Annotated in this window: 19 protein-coding genes; 4 read left to right on the forward strand and 15 right to left on the reverse strand. The window is 71.6% G+C overall.

The genetic code is table 11. The annotated features are described in order from the left end of the window. Window positions 1-6 precede the first annotated feature (6 nt). Genes AB0H93_RS11940 through AB0H93_RS11950 form a run of 3 tightly spaced genes read left to right on the forward strand, consistent with a single transcriptional unit; the run spans window position 7 to window position 7,246 of the window. Window positions 7-3,129 carry a tubulin-like doman-containing protein gene (locus AB0H93_RS11940; protein WP_358571316.1) on the forward strand — a complete coding sequence of 1,041 codons (3,123 nt, stop codon included), beginning with the start codon at window positions 7-9 and terminating at the stop codon, window positions 3,127-3,129. Next, entirely contained in the window at window positions 3,126-5,303 is a 2,178-nt protein-coding gene (locus AB0H93_RS11945) for a hypothetical protein (RefSeq protein ID WP_358571319.1), read from the forward strand. Before AB0H93_RS11940 ends, AB0H93_RS11945 begins: the two co-directional genes overlap by 4 nt. Continuing rightward, a complete protein-coding gene (locus AB0H93_RS11950) occupies window positions 5,300-7,246 on the forward strand; it encodes a hypothetical protein (protein WP_358571322.1) in 1,947 nt (648 codons plus the stop codon). Before AB0H93_RS11945 ends, AB0H93_RS11950 begins: the two co-directional genes overlap by 4 nt. A gap of 7 nt (window positions 7,247-7,253) precedes the next feature. On the opposite strand, the gene AB0H93_RS11955 is transcribed toward AB0H93_RS11950, so the two are convergent. After that, entirely contained in the window at window positions 7,254-7,709 is a 456-nt protein-coding gene (locus AB0H93_RS11955) for a MarR family transcriptional regulator (protein ID WP_358571325.1), read from the reverse strand. Window positions 7,710-7,814: 105 nt separating this feature from the next. Between AB0H93_RS11955 and AB0H93_RS11960 the strand changes: the two genes are divergently transcribed. Continuing rightward, complete coding sequence (locus tag AB0H93_RS11960) at window positions 7,815-8,135, forward strand: hypothetical protein (RefSeq protein WP_358571327.1); 321 nt, start codon at window positions 7,815-7,817, stop codon at window positions 8,133-8,135. 43 nt (window positions 8,136-8,178) lie between these two features. On the opposite strand, the gene AB0H93_RS11965 is transcribed toward AB0H93_RS11960, so the two are convergent. From AB0H93_RS11965 to AB0H93_RS12030, 14 genes are all read right to left on the reverse strand, one after another. Then, complete coding sequence (locus AB0H93_RS11965; RefSeq protein ID WP_358571329.1) at window positions 8,179-8,565, reverse strand: SRPBCC family protein; 387 nt, start codon at window positions 8,563-8,565, stop codon at window positions 8,179-8,181. A 27-nt stretch (window positions 8,566-8,592) separates the two neighbouring features. After that, window positions 8,593-8,778, reverse strand: a complete 186-nt coding sequence (locus AB0H93_RS11970) for a tautomerase family protein (protein ID WP_093260026.1) — start codon at window positions 8,776-8,778, stop codon at window positions 8,593-8,595. A gap of 26 nt (window positions 8,779-8,804) precedes the next feature. After that, window positions 8,805-9,773 (reverse strand): biotin-dependent carboxyltransferase family protein, encoded by a 969-nt coding sequence (locus AB0H93_RS11975; RefSeq protein ID WP_358571331.1) that lies wholly within the window; start codon window positions 9,771-9,773, stop codon window positions 8,805-8,807. Then, window positions 9,763-10,653, reverse strand: a complete 891-nt coding sequence (locus AB0H93_RS11980) for a carboxyltransferase domain-containing protein (protein ID WP_358571333.1) — start codon at window positions 10,651-10,653, stop codon at window positions 9,763-9,765. The genes AB0H93_RS11975 and AB0H93_RS11980 overlap by 11 nt, the downstream gene beginning before the upstream one ends. Continuing rightward, window positions 10,650-12,023, reverse strand: a complete 1,374-nt coding sequence (locus AB0H93_RS11985; protein ID WP_358571335.1) for an acetyl-CoA carboxylase biotin carboxylase subunit — start codon at window positions 12,021-12,023, stop codon at window positions 10,650-10,652. Before AB0H93_RS11985 ends, AB0H93_RS11980 begins: the two co-directional genes overlap by 4 nt. Next, window positions 12,020-12,268, reverse strand: a complete 249-nt coding sequence (locus AB0H93_RS11990) for an acetyl-CoA carboxylase (RefSeq protein WP_358571337.1) — start codon at window positions 12,266-12,268, stop codon at window positions 12,020-12,022. The genes AB0H93_RS11985 and AB0H93_RS11990 overlap by 4 nt, the downstream gene beginning before the upstream one ends. Before the next feature lie 72 nt (window positions 12,269-12,340). Then, on the reverse strand, window positions 12,341-13,063 hold the full coding sequence (locus AB0H93_RS11995) for a LamB/YcsF family protein (RefSeq protein WP_358571339.1): 723 nt from the start codon (window positions 13,061-13,063) through the stop codon (window positions 12,341-12,343). Between the two features lie 67 nt (window positions 13,064-13,130). Continuing rightward, entirely contained in the window at window positions 13,131-13,466 is a 336-nt protein-coding gene (locus AB0H93_RS12000) for a Rieske 2Fe-2S domain-containing protein (protein WP_358571341.1), read from the reverse strand. Window positions 13,467-13,484: 18 nt separating this feature from the next. Continuing rightward, window positions 13,485-14,507 (reverse strand): 2Fe-2S iron-sulfur cluster binding domain-containing protein, encoded by a 1,023-nt coding sequence (locus AB0H93_RS12005; RefSeq protein WP_358571343.1) that lies wholly within the window; start codon window positions 14,505-14,507, stop codon window positions 13,485-13,487. A gap of 5 nt (window positions 14,508-14,512) precedes the next feature. Continuing rightward, window positions 14,513-15,499, reverse strand: a complete 987-nt coding sequence (locus AB0H93_RS12010; RefSeq protein WP_358571345.1) for a toluene monooxygenase — start codon at window positions 15,497-15,499, stop codon at window positions 14,513-14,515. After that, window positions 15,496-15,834, reverse strand: coding sequence for an MmoB/DmpM family protein (locus AB0H93_RS12015; RefSeq protein ID WP_358571347.1), 339 nt, complete (start codon window positions 15,832-15,834; stop codon window positions 15,496-15,498). The genes AB0H93_RS12010 and AB0H93_RS12015 overlap by 4 nt, the downstream gene beginning before the upstream one ends. 10 nt (window positions 15,835-15,844) lie before the next feature. After that, window positions 15,845-16,099: a toluene-4-monooxygenase system B family protein gene (locus AB0H93_RS12020; protein ID WP_358571349.1), complete on the reverse strand. Its 255-nt coding sequence runs from the start codon at window positions 16,097-16,099 to the stop codon at window positions 15,845-15,847. A gap of 24 nt (window positions 16,100-16,123) precedes the next feature. After that, window positions 16,124-17,620 (reverse strand): YHS domain-containing protein, encoded by a 1,497-nt coding sequence (locus tag AB0H93_RS12025; protein ID WP_358571351.1) that lies wholly within the window; start codon window positions 17,618-17,620, stop codon window positions 16,124-16,126. A 48-nt stretch (window positions 17,621-17,668) separates the two neighbouring features. Next, window positions 17,669-18,373, reverse strand: a complete 705-nt coding sequence (locus tag AB0H93_RS12030) for a hypothetical protein (RefSeq protein WP_358571353.1) — start codon at window positions 18,371-18,373, stop codon at window positions 17,669-17,671. Window positions 18,374-18,387: the final 14 nt, after the last annotated feature.

Below are 18,387 nucleotides of genomic sequence, written 5' to 3' on the forward strand. Positions count from 1 at the left end.
CTCACCATGAAGATCCACCAGCCGATGCTGTTCCTCGGCCTCGGGGGCACCGGATGCCGCGTCGGCCGCGAGCTGGAGCGGGTGCTTCGCGAGTCGCTCTGCGGCCCCGACGGCACCGAGCTCGTCGCGCGCATGCGCGGGCACGACTACCTGCCCTACCAGCTGCCGTCCTGCCTCCAGTTCGCCTACGCGGACCTCAGCATCGACGAGCTGAGCAAGGTGCTGCCGAACGTGGTGCCCAGCTCCGACCACCACGCCGCCGCGCAGCACACCACGCACCTCATCGCGAACCTCGTGCCGCCGAACCACCACAACAGCGCGCAACTCGCCCAGGCCATGCGGATCACCCTGGACGGGCAGATCGACTGGCTGCCCGGGCCGGACACCGACCCGCGGGTGGCGCCGCTGAGCGCGGGCGCCGGCCAGCTGCCGACGGTCGGCCGGGCCGTGTTGTTCGAGACGATGCGCCAGGGCAACGGGCCCGCCGCCGTGCTGCACGGCGTGACCGCGGCGATGCAGCGGATCAGCGCCTCCGGCGCGGCGCTGTACGAGCTGGGCGGGAAGCTGGGCAGCACCGTCGACGTGTTCGTCGCCTTCTCGGTGGCAGGCGGCACCGGCAGCGGCATCTTCTACGACTACCTGCACCTGATCGGTGAGCACCTGCGGCAGGCGGGCATCAAGGCCAACATCTACCCGTTGGTGCTCTTGCCGTCCGCGTTCAAGGAGGGAATGGGCGGCGGCCGGGCCGCCGTGCTCAATTCCGCCACCGCGCTCGTCGACCTGTTCCGGCTGATCGACGACCAGAACGCGCAGGACGCCGGCGACGAGGTCGGCGGTGCCCAGGACCGGGGCCCGCTGTCGGTCTGGTTCCCGGGCGAGCCGCGCCCGGTCAGCCTGCAGCCCGCCACCGTGCAGACCGCATTCCTGTTCGGCAGCCCCAAGAACGGTGTGGGCGGCGAGGACCTGGTCCGCTCGATGGTTTCGCTGGTCACCACCCTGATCGGCGCCGGCTCCGAGGGAGAGCAGTCCTTCGCCGCGCATTTCATCAACGACACGGTCGGCCGCTCGGCGTTGGCCGAGACCGGTATCGGACGGCGTGGTGTGTCGACGTCCGCGGTCGCCTCGCTGAGCATTCCGATCGCGGTGCTGGCGGACGTGGTCAGCTCCCGGCTCCTCGCCGAGGCGGTGCGGGACATGCGGCAGCCGCCCACCGGAGCCGGGGTGCAGAACCGCGACCTCATCGAGCGCCTCGACGTCTCCTCCGGGCTGGAGGGCTTCCTGGCTTGCGCGCCGCTGGAGCCCTTCGCCGACGTGGAGGACGTCCCGGTCGGCTACGACTCGATCATCCAGGCGCTGAACGCCCGGGCGCGGACCATGCAGGAGAGCCTGGAGCGCAACGAGCGCCTGCTCGGACCGCACCTCGGCCGGGTGGCCCGGGACTTCGACCCGATCAAGGCCGCGGAGGAGCTGTCGCGCACGGTCGACCCGTTCCGGCTGCGGCGCGTCGTGCGAGGCGATCCGGGCTACGCCGAGAAGCTCGACCGAGGCGGGTTCGAGAAGGTCCTCAACGACCGCAAGGAGTCCCGGCGTTCGCCGGGCGAGTTCGGGCTGCACCCGCCGCAGCCCGAGAGCGTGCAGCGGCGGCGCGCCCTGCGGCGGCTGCGCTGGACGGATCCGGCCGTCCAGGAGGCGGTCGAGGACCAGGACGCCTGGTACCGGTGGCGGGTCCGGCAGCAGTGGCACGATGCGTGGCGCAAGAACGAGCGGGTCTGGGAGCCGCGCTGGCGCTCGTTCTGCGATCAGCTCGCGGCCATCACCGACGAGTTCGCGGATCACATAGCCGCCGACGGTCGGCAGTTCTCCGAGCGCGCCGCGCACCTCGACGCGCGCCGGCTCGGGGTGTCCTACCTGAAGCCGCCGGGCAAAGGCGGGCTGGAGGGCTTCTACGGCCGGGTTCGCGCCGCCCTGATCGACCGCTTCCGCGACCGGCTCGGCGCGAACCCCACGGCGGCCGACATCGTCGGGCTGATCCTCGGCGAGGACGGTTGGTCCGCCGCCTTCCGCGTCGGCCGGGAGCGGCCCGACGCGGCGGTTCACCTGGTTCGGCAACGGATTCGCGGCGCCGTCTCGGAGTGCTTCCGGCCCGGCGGTGGCGAGCGGGCTCTCGTCCCGTCGATCCGGGATCTGCTGATGGCGTCAGTCGGCCGCGCCGACCGGACCATCGACGACGACGCCGTCGCGCACTTCCGCAAGCAACTCGCCGGGCTGGTTCCCAAGGGGTACGAGCCCGCCGGGGAGGGCAAGCTGAAGGTGCTCATCTCCTACCCCGGCAGCGCTCCCGACAGCGACGTGGAGACGTTCCTGCGAAGCGACCTGCTGCCGTCCGAGTACGCGCCGTCGATCGAGTTCCGGCCGAACGAGTCCGATTCGCTGGTCGTCTTCTTCTTCCGCAGCTGCATGGGCATCACCGAGGTGCCCGAGGTGCGCGAGGCGGTCCAGCTGGCGGCCGAGGCCCGGCGCTACGAGCGGGCCGACGACCGGTTGTCCTGGCGGCAGCGGCTCGGCAGGACCCCGGGCTACCTGGTCTCCACCCGGACCGACCGCGCGCTGATCCTGCAGAGCCTCCTCAACGCGATGTGGAACGGCGACGTGGAGGTGGACCCGTCCGGTCAGGACCGCAGCCCGCAGCGGATCCGGATCCACACCGGGCACGCCGATGCCACGCCGCTGACCCTGGAGCTGACGCCGTTCCGGGAACTCTCGTCGTGGGGGAGTCTGCTGCAGGCCTACGAGGAGTGGGTACTCGGCAATGGCAGCGACAACAGTCGCGCCCTCGCCGCGGAGCTCATGGCGACCAAGCCGCGCAACGTGGACCGCGACCCCGCGCCGCCGTCGCCGCTCTTCGCCGCGTTCCAACAACTTCCGGAGAAGGAGGCGCAGCTGCTCGACGAGATCCGCAACCGGCCCGGCATCGGCGCGGGCGAGCAGCTCGACCTGATCGAGGAGTTCTGGACGCGGACCCTGCCCGCCGCGGTGGAACTGCCGTTCCGCGGCGTGCAGGCGCCGTTCGCGAACCTGCGGGACATGACCGAGTACTTCGACTACCAGTCCCCGGCGGGCGACCGGTGACCGCCCGCCGCGACGACCCCGTCCTCGTCGTCGACCTGCGCGACGGCGAGTGCGACGCGGAGCGGGCCGAAGGCGCGGTGCTGGTGCTCGACGACGCGGAGAAGGCCGCCGACCACGACGACTTCTACCAGGCGCTGCTCGGGAATCCGGCGGTTTCGGGTGTGCTCTGCGTCGCCGTCGACGGCGGGAACTCCGACGGCGCGGTGCGCATCCGGACGGCGCCGTCGCTGGCTCCCGTCGAGCGCGCGGCGACCGTCTGGATCGGCCACGCGGAGGGGATCCGGTGGCGACCGGCGGATCCTCTCGTGCGCGCGGTCGCCCGAACCGAGCATTCCGGCCTGGGACAGCTGATCGACGCCCTCATCGACCCGGCGGTCTTCGCCGCCGTCGTGAAGGCCGTCAGCGCCCTGCCCTACAGCACGGCCAGCGCGGGCATGGCCCTGGAGCGGACCAGCCTGCACGACGCCGAGCTGCGCCGGGCGCAGGAGGAGGCCATCGCCTGGTTCACCGATCCGGACGCGGGCCGGGTCGGTTCCCGGGAGCTGCCGCGCGACGAATTCCGCGCCGCGGTGCGCGAAACCATCGAGGTCGATGCCGCCGAGGACGTCCTGGTTCCCGGCGCCGAGCTGGCCGGTGCGCACGCCCGCGCGGTCACGGCGCTCAACGCGGCCGACCACGCGCTGACCCGCGTCGACCACTTCCTCGCCCCGTTGCCGAAGCGGCGCCCGAGACCGGTCGTCGGGCCGGCCCTCGCCGAGGCGCGGGCGGAGGTGCAGGACTTCCACGACAAGGCGACCCAGCAGTTGCAGCGCATCGACGAGAACCTGCGGGGACAGCGCGTCGACCGGGACGTCGTCACGCGGCTCGGGGTGCGCGGACCGGCTCCGGCGCGACCGCGCGACATCCGCGACCGCACGCGGCGGCTCGTCGAGGAATGGCTCGGGCGGTACCGGTCGATGGCGTGCCTGCTGCCGGACCTCGACGCCGGGCGGGTCGGCCAGGAACCGCAGGGTTGCGCGGCGGCCATCGCCGAGTTGGCGGACCTCGCGCCGCTCGCCGGTCCCGCGCCGCGGCTCGCGACGTGGCCGTCGCTTTCGCTGGCGGCGCCGCTGGCCGCGGTGGCCGGTGGCCTGGCGGCGCTGGGCACCTCCGCGCTGGGCGTCGTCGCCGCGTTCTTCGTCCCGCTGCTGGCCCTGGCCTGGTTCGCCGCCGGTCTGCTGCTGCAGGCGCGGCAGCCGACCGCCGCCGGCGAGCAGGGCTTCGCCGAAGCCGCGCCGCCCGCCGCGTTGTTCTGGGGGTTGCCGGTGTTCGGCGGCTGGCTGCTGGTCTTCCTCGTTGCAGGCACGGGAATTCCGGGCGTCTTCGGTCTGGTCGCGGCAGTGCTCTCGGTGCTGCTGTCGGCCTGGACGATGGGGGTCGGCTGGCGGCGGTCGGTGCGGCGGTGGCGGCGCGAGCTCGACTTCGACGGCGTCCGGGACCGGCTGGCCCGGGCCGCGCAGCTGGTCGACGGCGTGATCCGGGCCGAGTGGCGGCCCTCGGCGCGGCGCGTGCTGTTCGCCGAAGGGCTGCGCCAGGTCTCGATCGGCCTGACGGCGGTCCGGGACGCGCTCGCCGAGCGCGCGGCCGACCTGCTCGGTCCTCCCGGGAAGCCCGGGGAGAACGGCTCGGACGGCCCGCCGGACCGCGACATCCACCAGGAGGCGTGCGAGGTCGTCGTCACCGATCTGGTCGACCTGGCGATCGCCGCGATCCGCCCGTGCTGGGCCGGGATCGAGGCCGATCGGCCCGCGGCGCGCGAGGAACACGCGCGGGAGGCCGAGCGGCTGCTCGCCGTCTACCGCGAACACCTGGGGCGGTACGGGTTGCTCGTGCCGCCGCCCTTCGCCCGCGAACGCGCCCATCGGGCGGAACTCGCCGCCCGGCTGTGGGACGGCTCGCCGGTCGGCGACGCGCTCCGCTGCGACGTCGACGCAGAGATGACGCAGCTGTGCCACGCCCGGCAGCTCGGCGCGGTCAGCGCGCTGGCCGACCGCGCGGAGCTCGTGCGGTTCGCGCCCGCGGCGGTTCGTGGTGGCAGGCACGGGGATCCGTGGCCTGCCGTCACGTGGACCGGGGACGCCGAGATCGCGGGCACCCTGCGGCTCGTCCCGCTCCGAGAGGGGGTGTTCCAGTGACGACGGAGGTCAGGTGCCGCGCCGTCGACGGCACGTCGCGCACCCTGCGGCTGACGGTGGTCGGCGATGCCGGCGTCTCCGGCGGCGGCCTGCCGACCCGCGTGGTGTCCGTGGACGGCGGTCCGCGGCTGCTGCAGAAGTGGCTGCCCCGCAACGATTCCGGCTATCCGGACCTGCTCGGCCCGCTGGACCGCGAGATCCGGGCGCTGCACCGCTTCGCCCTGACGTTCCCGCGCGACGGCTACCCGCCCGAGCTGCCGAGGCTGTGGTACTACGACGTGGACGGCGCCGAGCCGTTCGTCCTCGTCGAGCCCTACCGGGGCGAGCCCGTCGAGGGGCTGTTGCCCGAGCTCGCGCCGCAGCACCGCTACCGGCTGCAGGTCGGCCTGCTGCGCGCGCTGCACCTCGCCGCCGTGGCCGGGATGGCCCACGGGCGGGTGGATCTCGGTGCGCTGCGGTGGGATTCCGCGACCCGGACGGTGCAACTCGTCGACTTCGAGCACGCCGCCGGGATCGGCGAGCAGCGCCGGTCGGCCGACGACCGGCCCGTCGATGTCCGCGACGACGTCTGGGACGCCGGGCTGGCCCTCTGGCGCACCGTGCACCCGCACACCGGGCGCGGGGCCCCGGACCTCTCCGTGGACGGCGGCGCGGTGAGCGCGCTGCTCGACGGGGTTTTCGTCAACCCGCCGGACTTCCGCCCGACGCCGGCGGACCTGCTGACCAGGCTCCGCGAGCCGACGGACGTCCCGGTCCTCGCGCCCGGCAGCGCCCTCGTCCCGGGCGTCGAGGCGTACAAGAACCTGTTGCGGCGCAAGCGGGAACGGATCGCGGCGCAGGCGGAGCGGGACGCCCCGGCGCGATCCTGGCTGCCCTGGCGGCGCACTTCGAAGTCCGAAGTGGACGACCAGCCGGTGCTCGTCCGCTGCCCGGTGTGCCTCGACTCCTATCCGCCGCCGCTGCCCGACGACGAGCTGTGGCGCCACGAGGACGGCGGGTTCGTCAAGGACGACTCGTCCTCGCTCGACCCGCAGAAGCGGCACTTCCGCAGCCTCAGCGCCTACCGCCGCTGCCCTAACCCGTCCGACGACGTCGCCGAGCACTTCCTGCCCGCGACGTACTTCGACCATGGTCCGCCGCTGGTCGTGGCGCTGATCGGCCGCCCATCGGCGGGGAAGACGCACCTACTGGCCGCGATGCTGCGGGAGGTCGTCGACCGCGGCGGCCTGACGCCCTACGGGCTGACGGCGACCGCGCTGGACCTGCACCGCCACGACCGCTACCGGAAGCAGGTCCTGGCGGCGGCCGAACGCGGTGAGCGGCTGCCGGGCACGCCGGAGGGCCTGACCGATCCGGCGGAGATCCTGCTGATCAGCGGGCCGGGAGGCAGTCGGCCGCTGGTGCTCTTCGACGTGGCGGGCGAGGACCTGCAGGCGGTCGGCGATTCCCGGCTCGCGCGGTTCCTGATCGGCACCGGCGCCCTGATCTTCGTGCACGGGCTGGAACCCGTGCCCGAGCGCGTCGGCAACCAGGCGTTCGAGATGTCGCTGGCCCGGCTCCGGGCGATCCCGGGGTTCGAGCGGCTGCCCGCGGCGATCGTCGCGACCAAGGCGGACCGGCTGCGCTACCTCCCGCCGATCGACCACTGGCTGCGGCACCGCAACGCCGCCCTCGCATCGGTCGATCCGGTGCTGCTGCACGTGGAGAGCAGCTCGGCCTTCGCGTTCCTGCACGGCCGCGGCGACCACGCCGCGCTCGCGCCGTTCAGCGTCTTCGACCGGTGCACCCTGCACTTCGTGTCGGCCAGCGGCAGCGAGGCCGCGCCGGGGGAGGAGCGGTTCGCGCGCGGGTTCGAGCCGGTCCGGGTGCTGGAGCCGCTGGTCGCCATCCTCGCGATGGCCGGGATGATCGGGGGCGAGCCGGCCGGCCGGGTCGGGGCCTGAGCCTCGGTTACTGGTCGGCCGGGGGCTGGACCATGCGGTGCAGCAGGGCGAGGAACTGCTCGCGCTCCTCGTCCGTCAGCGTCGACAGCATCTGGTCACTCACCGCGATGACCGCCGGGGCCAGCCGACCTGCCAGTTCCCGGCCGTCGTCGGTGAGGCGCACCAGTTTGCGCCGCTTGTCCGCGTCGTCCTTGGCGGTCTCCACCAGGCCCCGCCGTTCCAGCCGGTCCAGCAGCGGCGCCGCCGTGGACTTGTCCAGGTGGGCCAAGACGCCCAGCGCCCCCTGGTCCAGGTCGCCGTGCATGTGCAGCAGGCTGAGCACGGTGAACTGGGGTCCGGTGAGGTCGCGGTCCACCTGCTCGTGCCACAGCCGGGTGTGCACCTGGTTCAGCCGGCGAGCCAGGGGGCCGAGCCCGCCGATGGCGGTGGCCAGGGTTTCGGCGAGGTCTGCCTCGGTCGGCACCGTTCGTTCTCCTCCGCTTGAACAAGGACGCGGACGGACTATATCCTGGCCAAAATAGGACGTACGCGGAATAACTTTCCGTGACTGATCGATTTCGAGGGTGACATGAAGCTCGTGGTTGCGCTGACCGGCGCCTCCGGCGCGCCCCTGGAGGTGCTGGGTGAGCTGGGCGTGGAGACCCACCTGGCCACCCGCTACCACCCGGGGACCGGCGAGTACGTCTACCCGCAGGCGCCGGGCATCCCGATGGTCCCGCACCTCACCCCGGCGGAGGTGCGCGGCAAGTCGGTGGTCTCCTGCCTGCTGCCCGAGCAGTTCGCGGGCCGGCACAAGGGCATCACCGCGTCGTTCCGGCACTCGTTCCCGGAAGACGTGCGGGCGAAGGTCATCGAGAACTGGGCCGGTTACGGCTTCCGCGCGGCCTGACCGGACGAGCCGGGGCGCTCCGCCGCAGCGGAGCGCCCCGGGCTCAGCGGACGAAGGCCGGCAGGTTCTCGACGGCTTCGGCGATGGCCGGGCCGAACGCCTCGGCCAGCGGGTCCGGTTCGATCTCGGTGCTGTAGACGACGAGCGACGTCCCGCCGAGGTCGATGACGTCGACGGTGCCGAGGTGGTGCGACACCTCGAGATCGCCGCCGACGACCCGGTACTGGAAGCGGCGCAGCTCCGGGTCGGCGGTCACGATCTCCTCGTGCAGCCGCACCCCGCTGTCCAGCGTGACGGTCCGGTGCGAACCGTCCCCTGTGGACGACGTGATCGCCGGGAACCACCGGCTGATGCCGGCGGCGTCGCTCACCACCTTCCAGACCGCATCGGCGGCGCAGTCGATCAGGGCGTGCGCGCGCAGCGTTGCCATGACTCCTTCTCCTGTCGTCGCGGGCGGTCAGCCGTCGGCGAAGAGCTTGCCGGCGCGGGCCCAGTTCTCCTTGTCCACATCGGTGAACACGATCCCGACCGCGTCGGGCTCGCAGCGGCCGATCCGGCAGATCTCGCGGGTCAACACCTCGGCGAGCTCCCGCTTCTGCTCGGCGGTGCGGCCCTGGAACCAGTCGATCCGAACGTGCGGCATGGGATTCCTCCTGGGGTTGAGGGTTTTCAGCTGAACAGGTCGGCCACGCGCCGGGCTCGCGCCCGGTACGCGCGGCGGGCGTCCAAGGCCTCGTCGAGGCCGACCTCGACGAACCTGGTCCGGGTGTTGGGCGCGGACTGGGCGACCACGTCGAGATCGCCGCTGATCACGGTGGCGACCATCATGTAGCCGCCGCCGGAGACGGCGTCCCGGTGCAGGATGATCGGCTCCACGCCGCCGGGGACCTGGATCGAGCCGATCGGGTAGGGGGCGTCGACGATGTTCGACGGGTCCTGACCCGCGCCGAACGGCGGCGTGCGCTCGACGAGCTCCAGCTCGGAACCCGCGTAGCGGAAGCCGACCCGGTCGGCCACCGGCGTGAGGGTCCAGGTGGTGGTCAGGAAGTTCTCGCGCCCGGCGGGCGCGAGGATGTGGTCGTAGAGGCCCATCACCACCCGGACCTCGACCTCCTTGCTCAGCTCCGGCCGCAGCTCCGCGGGCAGCACCCGCCCGGCCGTGCCCCGCCGGGCTTCGCCGATCGCCAGCACGTCGTCCTTCGCCAGCGGCCTGCCCCCCAACCCGCCGAGGCCGCCGACCGCGTGGGTGGACCGGCTGCCCAGGACGGGCGGCACGTCGATGCCGCCGGCCACCGCGACGTAGGCCCGGGCCCCGGCCGCGACGAAGTCGAAGTTCAGCACGTCTCCCGCGGCGACCTCGAAGGATTCCCACAGCGGGCGTTCCTCGCCGTTGATCCGCGGCGGCAGCTGCGCGCCGGTCACCGCGATCATCGCGGGTTCGGTGAAGCGCAGTTCCGGCCCCAGGTAGGCGCATTCGAGGACCGCCGCCGACGCCGGGTTGCCGACGAGGTGGTTGGCGGCGGCGAAGGAGAACTGGTCGAGCGCGCCCGAGGGCGGGATCCCGACGTCGTAGTAGCCGTTGCGCCCCGCGTCCTGCACGGTGGTGGACAGGCCTGGTGTGCGCACTTCAATCGGCACGGAGCACCTCCAGCAGGCGGGCGTTGAAGCCGTCCGGGTCGTCGAGGAAGGCCTTCGGGCCGAAGTCGACCGGCCGCGACCGGATCCGGTACTCCCCGGCCTCGACCTCCTTCACGTGGTCGTCGTAGCGGTCCCGGTCGATCGGCGAGAACTTCACGATGTCGCCGGGGCGGAAGTAGACCATGAAGTCGTCGAAGTCCGGCATCGTCTGGGCGGGGTCGTAGATCGGCGCCGGCGTGACGCCGAACATCTGGTACCCGCCCGCGCCGCGGACCGAGTAGATGCAGCCGAAGCAGCCGCCGTGGCCGACCGTCTGCTTCGGGGTGTCGGTCCGGGGGCGCAGGTACTTCGGGACGACCAGCTGCCGCTGCCGGGGAACCATCTGGAACATGAACGGCAGGCCGGTCACGAAGCCGACCATCGAGGTGAACCACGGCGAGCCCGAATGCGCCTGGATGAACTCCTCGGGCCCGGCGAGGCCGTTGATGCGGGCCGCGTACTCGATGTCGGTGGCGTCCGGGTCCTGGTGGCGGTCCCGGAAGCGCATCAGCGTCTCGGTGGTCCACGGATCCTGGTAGAGGACGGGGATTTCGACCACCCGGGTGGCGAGGCTGAAGTCGCCGGCGTCGCCGATCTCCCGCTCGATGTCCTGCAGGTGCTTCAGGAGCGCGCGCGGCTCGATCACGTCCGGGTCGTAGCGGACCTGGTAGGAGGCGTTGGCCGGGCAGATCTCCAGGATCCCGTCCGGCCGGTTCTCCCGCAGCGACGTGGTGATGGCCATGGCCCGGATGCTCGCGGGCAGGCTCATCGACTCGGCGAGTTCGACGAAGATGTGCTCGTCCCCGCCCCAGCTATACCTCGCGGTGGTGTCGGCGGTCATGTCGTCGCTCCCGTCGGGCTCGGGTTCGCGCGCTGCTCCAGCCAGGTTTCGAGCGTGCCGGTGTCGAACCGCGCAGCGGCGAACCACGGCTGGTCGATGATCTCGGTCAGCAGCGTCGTGGTGGTGGGCACGCCGTCGACGACGAACTCGCCGAGAGCGCGCCTCGCCCGCCGCAGCGCCGAGATCCGGTCCTCGCCCCACACGATGAGCTTCGCCACCAGCGAGTCGTAGAACGGGGACACCTGGCTTCCGGGGGCCAGCCAGGTGTCCGTGCGCACCCACGGGCCGCCGGGCAGCTCGACGTGCGCGATGCGGCCGGGGCAGGGCATGAACCCGCGCTCGGGGTCTTCGGCGCAGATCCGGAACTCGATGGCGTGGCCGCGCTTCTCGACGTCGGCCTGGGCCAGGCCCAGCGGTTCGCCCGCGGCGATGCGCAGCTGCTGCGCGACCAGGTCGATGCCGGTGATCAGCTCGGTGACCGGGTGCTCGACCTGGATCCGGGTGTTCATCTCGATGAAGAAGAACTCGCCGGTGTCGTCGTCGACGAGGAACTCGCAGGTTCCCGCGCTGCGGTAGCCGACCTGCTCGCACAGCCGCACCGCGGCCTCGGTCATCGCCCGGCGGATGCCTTCGTCGATGCCGGGCGAGGTGGCCTCCTCGATCACCTTCTGCCGCCGCCGCTGCAGCGAGCACTCCCGCTCGAACAGGTGGATGGCCCGCTCGCCGTCACCGAGCACCTGCACCTCGACGTGCCGGGCGCTGCGCACGAAGCGTTCGAGGTACATGCGCCCGTCGCCGAAGGCGCTGGCGGCCTCCCGCGAAGCCGCCGGGAACGCGGTCGCCAGCTCGGCCGCGTCGGAGACGACGCGGATGCCGCGGCCGCCGCCCCCCGCAGCGGCCTTCAGCATCACCGGATACCCGATCTCGGCGGCGGCCTTCACCGCGACCGCCACGTCGTCGATGCCGTCGGGCGTGCCGGGCACCGTCGGGACGCCCGCGGCCGCGGCGACCTGCCGGGCCCGCACCTTGTCGCCCATCTGCTCGATCACCGACGCCTCGGGGCCGACGAACGTCAGCCCCGCGTCGGCGACGGCGGCGGCGAAGTCCGCGCGCTCGGACAGGAAGCCGTACCCGGGGTGCACGGCGTCGGCACCGGCCTCGCGCGCCGCCGCGACGACGGCGTCGGTGACGAGGTAGCTCTTGCTCGCCTGCGGGGGTCCGATGTGGACGACCGAGTCGGCGAGCCGGGCGTGCTTGGCCTCGGTGTCGGCGTCGCTGGCCACCGCCACCGTCTCGATCCCGAGATCGCGGGCGGCGCGGATGATCCGCACGGCGATCTCGCCTCGGTTCGCGATGAGCAGGCGCTTCATCCGTCGACCTCGATGACCACGAGCGACTGCCCGGCGTCGACCACGGACTCGCTCTCGGCGACGACCTCGACGACCGTTCCGGCGACGCCGGCGGGCACCTGGTGGAACGACTTCATGATCTCCACCAGACCGATGGTGTCCTCGGCCGCGACCTGCTGGCCGACTTCGACGTACTCGGGGGTGTTGGGATCGGGCCTGCGGTAGAAGACGCCGGGAATGGGCGACACCACGTCGTGCCGAGCCATCTGCGCACCTCGCAATCGTTGGTTCGTCCGGTCGGGAGGCGGCGGCCCCGCGCGGGACCGCCGCCGGTTCGCTCAGGTGAGGTAGGGCTTGAGGGCTTCGTGGACCGCCTTCGCGAGGTCCACGGCGCCCGGGGTGTCGGAGTGGATGCAGATGCAGTCCGCCCGCATCGGGATGTCCTTGCCGCTCGCGGAAGTCGCGACGTTCTCGGTGACGGCGCGCACCGAGCGCTCCGCGGCGAGGGCCGGGTCGTAGGCGGCGTGCTCGCGGGTGATGATCAGCGAGCCGTCGTCGCGGTAGTCGAGATCGGTGTAGTACTCGGCGATGAAGCCCGCGTCACGCGCTCCCCACACCTTTTCGTGCATGGTGTTCGCCATGCCCATGAGCGGGACGCCGAAGACCTCGGCGGCGTCCGCGATGGCGCCCGCGACCTCCTCGTCGCGGGAGGCCAGCCCGTACAGCGCGCCGTGCGGCTTGATGTGGTTCAGGGGCATGTCCTCCGCCGCCAGGAAGGCGGCCAGCGCGCCGACCTGGTAGATGACGGACGCGGTGAGCTCGTCGCGGCCCATCTTCATCTCGCGGCGGCCGAACCCGTCGCGGTCGGGGAAGGACGGGTGCGCCCCGACCTTGACGGAGTGCTCCTTGGCCAGCGCGACGGTCTTCCGCATCACGACGGGGTCGGCCGCGTGGAATCCGCAGGCGACGTTCGCGACGGTGATGTAGGGCATGATGCCCTCGTCGTCGCCGCACCGGTAGATGCTGTAGGCCTCGCCCATGTCGCAGTTGATGGCAACCATCGTTCGTTCCTCGTTCCCTTCAGAACCCGGGTCTCGTCGTTGAAGCGGCAGCCCACCTGCCGGACTTTCAGGAATGGGCGACCTTCGGGGTGTCGCCGTCCGGGTCGACGTAGACGTCGTCGCCGTCGACCTTGACCGGGTAGCGGGCCAGGCGCGCGTGGCCCGGGTTGATGCCTTCGCAGCTCGTCAGGTCGAACCGCCAGAGGTGCGCCTTGCAGGTCAGGGTCGCCTTGTCGAGCTCCCCTTCGACCAGCTCGATCTGCTGGTGCGGGCAGATCGCCTGGGTGGCGACGACGTCGCCGCCGTCGAGGTGCGCGATCAGCACTTCCTTGTCGCCCACGTCGAAGGCCTCCATCTCGCCTTCCCAGACGTCGTCCAGGCTGCACACCCGTACGAATCCCATGAGTCTCCAGCCTCCTTCTCAGCAGAACCGGTCGAAGTGGAGCCGGTCCGCGTCCACGCCTCGTTCGAGGACCAGCGCTCTCGCCAGCGCGTCCGTCATGGCCGGAGGGCCGGCCGCGTAGAAGGTGAAGTCCGCGACGGCGCTCCCGATTTCGGCGACGACCGCCTCGTGGACGAATCCCCGGAACGCGTTGCCGGTCCCCCGGGGCAGACTGTCCTTTTCGGACATCGCCGTGTGGATGTGCAGCGCGCCGATGCGGCGCGCGGCGAGTTCCAGGGCGGGCGGCACGACGACGTCGTCGGCCGTCCGGCCGCCGATGAACAGGTGGACGGTCCGGTCGCCCGCGTCGGACAGCGCCGCCACCCCGAGGACGATGCTGATCATCGCGCCGATCCCGGAGCCGCCGCCGACGCACGCGATCGGCCGGTCGTCGTCGCGCAGGTGGGCATTGCCGTACGGGCCGTCGAGCCCGACCGTCGCGCCCGCCTCCAGCTCGAAGAGGACGGACGTCGCCGCGCCGCCGGGGGAGCGCTTGACGACGAAGCGCCAGTTCCCGTGGCAGTTCCCGACGTTGCTCATCGAATAGGCGCGCTCGACCCGCCCGTCCGGCAGCGTGATCATGGCGTACTGCCCGGGGCTGAACGCCGCCGGCCGCGGGGTGGCGAAGACGAACTCGGACATGTCGTGGGTGAGCGGCCGGACCTCGCGCAGCTGCGCGGTCTGCCGCACCGGGCGGTGGATCGCGGGCTCCGCGCCCACCCCGATGCGCACCGAGCACGCGGACAGCGGTTCGCTCTGGCAGGCGAGGCGGCGGCCCTTCCGGCGATCCCGGTCGCTGAGGCCGGGCGCGTCGGGGCGGCGGTCGCGCATCTCGCCTTCCACGAGCTCGTAGCGGCAGCTCCCGCAGGAACCGCTGTTGCACTCGTAGCTGAGCGAGAGCCCCGCGCGGAGGGCGGAACGCAGCAGCGTGTCGCCCTCCGCGCAGCCGAAGCCGATGTCGGTGCCCGCCACCGAGATCTGGTGCTCCACAAGGGTCTCCATCGTTGTCAGCTGCCCAGTCCGAGCTGTCGCTGGAACGCCTTCACCGCGCCGATGGCGTTGTCGGCCGCCTCGGCGTTCTCCGGGATCTCCTCGCCGTACGCCCGGATCGCGGCGTCCGCCAGCGGCTGCCACCTCGCGACCCACTCGGTGAGCTGCGGCAGGTTGGTGTCGACCTCGGACATGTGCGCGACCAGCGCCGAGGTCCACCGGCGCGAGCGCTCGCTGTCGCGCAGCGCGGCCTCCGCCAGCAGCGCGTGCAGCGTGTCCCCGTGCCGGCGCGCGCTGAGGCCGAGCTGCCTGAGCACCACCTCGTCGAAAGCCGGCTTGGCGACGACGTTGAGCGCGACGAAGGCCTCGGCCCAGTCGAACGTGGTGAGCTGCCGCTCCATGAGCTCGCGGAAGCCCTGCCAGACGGGCAGTTCCTCCCAGAGCTCCCGCTCGCGGTCGCCGAACCCGATGCTGGGGTGCGCCAGCCCGAGCTCCGCCGTCCGGTAGGCCACATTGGACAGCCAGCGCAGCGAGTCGGCCGCCTGGAACGCGGCGCAGTTCGCGATCGTGCTGGCCGGCGCCATGTGCACCAGGTACGCGCTGGCCATCTGGATGGTGTGCAGCAGGTAGCGGCTCGGCGTGTAGAGCTGCACGAGCGCGGCGGTCCACTCCGGGGTGAGCCCCTTGTCGTGGCCCTCGGAGTTGTGCTGGTCGAGCAAACCTTCGACGTAGGTCTCCTGGCCGTCCTGCAGGATGTTGTAGGTGCGGTAGACCAGCTCGTCGGGGTCGCGGAAGCCGTCCCAGTCCTGGTGGGTGATCGGGCTCTGGTTGCGGTACTTCCGATAGAAGTCGGCCATGAAGCCGGTGTGCCCGACGTCCCAGGGCTGCTCGGCGTCCCGGGTGTGCCACAGCAGCTTCGTGGAGACGATCTCGTACTCGCTGGGCTTGCGGCGCCGGGCCGCCAGGTGGCCCCAGGTCTTGAGTGGTTTCATCGGTGCGCTCATGCGTGGGCCTCCCCGGGCTTGGGGCTCGTCGCCTGCTCGAAGGTGTGGAAGAAGCGGTAGACGTCGCTGCCGGTGTCGATCCGGCCGACGAACGACGGCATGATCAGTTCGAGTTCGGACATCTTGAAGGGCCGGCCGAGCTCCTCGGCGATCGTGGCGCGGTGCAGCAAGCACTCGCCGCCCTCGACCTCGATGCGGACGTAGGAGCCGCGGTCCCGGATGTCCACGCGGCGCCCGGGGTTGTCGATCACCGCGGCGTCGGCGACCGCGCGGGCCACCTCGCCGGACTGGAGGACCGGGCCGACGGGGTCGACGATGGGATCGGTGTCGCTCATCGGGGGTTCCTCACTCGAAGTAGATTTCGATGCACTCGGTCGGTTCGAGCGCCGCGTCGGCGACCGTGGTGTCGCGTCCGTACGGAGCTTCGGCGCCCTGCTTGCGGACGCGCAGCACGCGGCCCGGCTGATCGGCGACGTGGATGCCGACCGAGTTCGCGGCGGCGGCCGCGGCCACCTCGTCCATCGTGTTCCCGGAGTCGACCGGGAGGAGCTTGATGACGAAGTCGCCGGCGAAGTTCGCCGCCAACGGGATGACTGCCATGACTGGACCTCCTCGATGCGCCGGTCAGCCGACGTTGGAGAGCTTGTTGCGGTAGGTGTCGACCCAGGCGAAGCCGTGCGCGTCATCGCCGCCGGGGCCGACGGTGCCCAGCCCCATGTACTCCAGGACGCCCCCGAGGTCGGCGGGCTGGATGTCGCCGCCGAGGAACCGGTCGACGAGGTTCTTGTGGTGGCGGTAGCGCTCCGGGTCGTCCTCGAAGATCCACCTGTCCACTTCGGACGCGAAGTGGTAGCGGCGTCCTTCGTGGACGATCGAGATGTCGCGCAGCGTCTGGGAAGGGGTGCCGACGATCGGCAGCTGGGAGACGTTGCAGATGACCGGCAGGGTGCCCGGCACCGTCTTCTCGGTGCGGCCGTTGGCGAAGTTGTCGATCAGGACGTCCCACACCTTGCCGAAGGTGTCGTTCCAGCCGGGGTACTTCTGCTCCAGCCAGTCCCGCTCGTCGGGGCTGACACCGGCGGCCGGGTTCCACCAGAGGGTGGGGCGCCACGAGTAGGTGCCGAGGTGCTGGCCGTGGTGGTGCTCGGAGATGTCGCGCAGGAAGATGTCCCAGTACCAGGGCTTGGACAGGCCCAGGTCCTCCAGGGATCGCATGAACTGCGTGACGATCCACTCCTGCATGAACTCCTTGAAGGACTCGCCACGCACGTCCAGCGGCACGTAGTAGTCCATCGGGATGCCGGAGAGGATGGTGAACAGCCGGTAGGAGCGCCAGAAGGCGATGTCGATCTTCTTCTGCGCCTCGGCCTTCTGCCCGTTCTCGATCAGCATCTGCAGCAGCGGGGTGCCGAGCTGCGCGTGCCGGGCCTCGTCGGACTGGATGCTCTGGATGAGCTTGGCGAAGGTGAAGTCGCCCGCGTTCGCCGCGTCCCCGGACAGGCCGATGAACTGCAGGTTCGTGAAGCCCGTCTCGAACGCGAAGTTGGCGAAGATCGACGTGGACAGGGCGTCGCGGGTCATCATCACGTCGTCGAAGAAGTGCCGCGCGCCGAGCGTGACCCAGTTGTCGGTGAACATGGCCGCGTGCGACCACTCGAACTGGCGGTCCTTGTTCACGTACTCGTGCGGGAAGAACAGCTGGATCTGGCCGTGGCGGATCTCGTCGAGCATCCCGAAGGTGGCCATGTTGCGCATGCCCGGCGCCTTGGACCAGCGCACGAAGCGCGCTTCCTGGAACGAGGCGCCGTACTCGACGAGCGCCACCGCGGCGTAGTGCTCCTTGAGGATGGAGATCCAGCCGGGGTCGGCCTTGTTGTACAGGTCGGCCCGTTCCAGCGCGGCCTTCACCGAGTAGGCGCCCGCGTCCTTCTGCCGCTGGACGTCCACGTACTCGCGGTAGCTGATCTTGTAGGGCTCGTCGTAGGTGGACCACACCTCGTCGGGCAGGCCCTCGCCGCCGCTGAGCTCCGGCGGGAAGAGCTCGTCCACCGTCACGTACCGCGGGGTCCACTCGGTGTTGCGCGCGATGTCGTACCACTGCGCGCGTTCCAGCAGCGCCATAGGTCGCTCCTCAGCGATTCGTTGCCGTGCAGGGGTTTTCTGGCTGGATCAACTGCCGTGCTCGGAGCCCAGCGGCCCTTCGCCGCCGGGGTAGCAGAACGTCATGGAAGGTGCGTAGAAGCCGAACGTGACCGTCAGCGGATCGGCCGGCCGCAGCAGGTAGGTCGGGTGGTCCGGGGCGAGGAACTCCATCGACAGCACCTCGAACTCCTCGGCGACGTCGGCGACGTACGGGTACCGCCCGCTGACGAACTCCTCGTCGCGCCGCGTGATGTAGCGCAGCTGCCCGGCGACCCGCTGGGGCGTGCCCACCCGCACCCGCGCCGTGGTGCGGATGACCGGCCTGCCGCCGACGTGGGTGGTCGCGACGAGGACGTCGTCGTCGAGCGCCAGCACGGTGCGGCCGCTCTCGCCGGTGGGCACGCCGTGCTCGCGGGCGTAGCGGGTCATCACGTCGGAGCTGTTGTAGTAGTGGGTCCACCAGCGGCCCGGCACCCCGGCCTCGGTGTCCAGGCCGGACAGGTTGGCGCCGAGGTAGGTCAGCGAGTACGACCCGAAGGTCTCCGCGCCGACGGCCGAGGTCTGGTCGGGACCGTCGACCACGTACTGGTTGATGTAGCAGGAGCGGTCGCCGGCGGGGGTGAGGCCCTCGGGGACGAGTGTCGCGACGGCGTCCGGATCCGCCGGAACCCACACCAGGTAGAGGGTCCGGGAGTTCGTGATCAGCTGCGGGGGATGCAGCGACGTGCCCATTGGTGCCTCCTGGC

Origin of the sequence: Saccharopolyspora sp. NPDC050642 (assembly GCF_040654735.1) — a bacterium.
In the GTDB taxonomy this organism is placed as follows: Bacteria; Actinomycetota; Actinomycetes; order Mycobacteriales; family Pseudonocardiaceae; genus Saccharopolyspora; species Saccharopolyspora elongata.